Annotated in this window: 1 protein-coding gene; it reads left to right on the plus strand. The window is 68.5% G+C overall.

Translation table 11 applies throughout. From position 1 onward, the window contains the following. Positions 1–1648 (plus strand): GAF domain-containing sensor histidine kinase (locus tag LSI54_RS12865; protein ID WP_241471226.1); only part of this gene is annotated, 1648 nt, incomplete at its 5' end. Positions 1649–1652 lie beyond the last annotated feature (4 nt).

A 1652-nucleotide genomic window follows, 5' to 3' on the forward strand; every position in this document is an offset into this window, starting at 1 on the left:
CAATGGTGCGGTGGGGGATTCCATCGCGCGCACTATCCGGGTCCTCAGCTCCCAGCGCAGACTGCAGACCCTGCTCGACGCCAGCAACGTCGTGGCCAGCGATCTCGACCTGGAACATGTTCTGCGGCGCATCGCCGAGGAGGCCAGGACCGTCGCGGACGCCGAGTACGCCGCACTGGGCGTCATCGCCGCTGATGGCTCCCTCGAGCGGTTCATCCACGTCGGGATGGCGCAGCACGTGGCCGAGAAGATCGGAGACCTGCCCGCCGGGCACGGGGTCCTGGGCGCGGTGAACCAGAGCAGCAACCCGATCCGACTCACCGACCTCACCACGGATCCCCGGGCGGTCGGCTTTCCCGCCCACCACCCGCCGATGAACAGCTTCCTCGGGGTCCCGATCAAGATCCGCGGCGAGACCTACGGCAACCTCTACCTCACCAACCGGGCCGATGGGCCCTTCACCGACGAGGACGAAGAACTCGTCACGGCGCTGGCCGCCACGGCTGCGACCGCGATCAACAACGCCCGACTCTACGAAGAGGCCCGCCGAGCGCAGCAGCTCAGCGCCGTCCTGGGCGATGTCACCTCAGCACTGCTGGCCTCGGAGACCATCGATGTCTTCGGCGTCCTGGCCCACGGGGTCGCGACCCTCACCGAAGCGGACTTCGCCGCCATCGTGACCTCCGACGCGGTGGGCGAAGAGCTCTTCATCGACACCGCCCGCGGACAGGGCGCCTCGCTGATCGAGGGCGAGGTGCTGCCCTGGGTCGAAGGCGCGGTGTCGCGGGCCATGGAGGGGACGGCGAGCATCTCGGCTCCCGAGGGAACAGATGTCCCACCGTTCTGTGAGCGGGTCCCGAGCTCCTCGGTGATCGCTGTTCCGCTGATCGTCTCCGGGGACCGCATCGGTGCGGTCTGCGCGACCCGGGCCGAGTCCCGGCCGGCCTTTGACTCCGGTGACCTGGAGCTGCTCTCGGACTTCGCGACCCAGGCGGGTCTGGCTGTGGCGCTGTCCTGGGCGCGAGCGGATCGGCAGCGGCTCGGCGTGATCGAAGACCGGGCGCGCACTGCTCGGGATCTCCATGACCATGTCATCCAGCGGCTCTTCGCCACGGGCCTGGGACTGCAGGCCTTCGCCTCGGCCCACCCCCGACATTGCGGGAGGATCGACAGGCATGTGGCGGAGATCGACGCGGCCATCGAAGACATCCGCAACGCGATATTCACTCTGCGCACCCGTAAGACCACCAGGACCATGCGTCATCGGCTGCTCGATGTCGTCACCGAGCTCTCGGCCGGGCTTGGCATGGCTCCGAAGGTGACCTTCACGGGTCAGATCGATGCGTTCATCAAGGGTGAGCTCGCAGATGATGTCGTCGCGGTCCTGCGTGAGACGGTCACCAACGTGACCCGCCATGCCAGGGCGACTGCGGTCTCGATCGAGGTCCAGGCAGACTCCGCCGGAGTCACGGTCACGGTCGGTGACGACGGGGTCGGCCTGGCTGCCGGTGACAAGACCGCGAGCGGCACGGCGAACCTGCGGGCCAGGGCGCGTGCTCGGGGTGGTGCCTTTGGGCTGACCCCGGGGGAGAACGGCGGGGTGCGGGCGCGCTGGCACGTCCCGGTCCATGGTCAGGACGTCCCATGATCAG

The organism is Nesterenkonia sp. AY15 (assembly GCF_022565855.1).
GTDB lineage: Bacteria > Actinomycetota > Actinomycetes > Actinomycetales > Micrococcaceae > Nesterenkonia.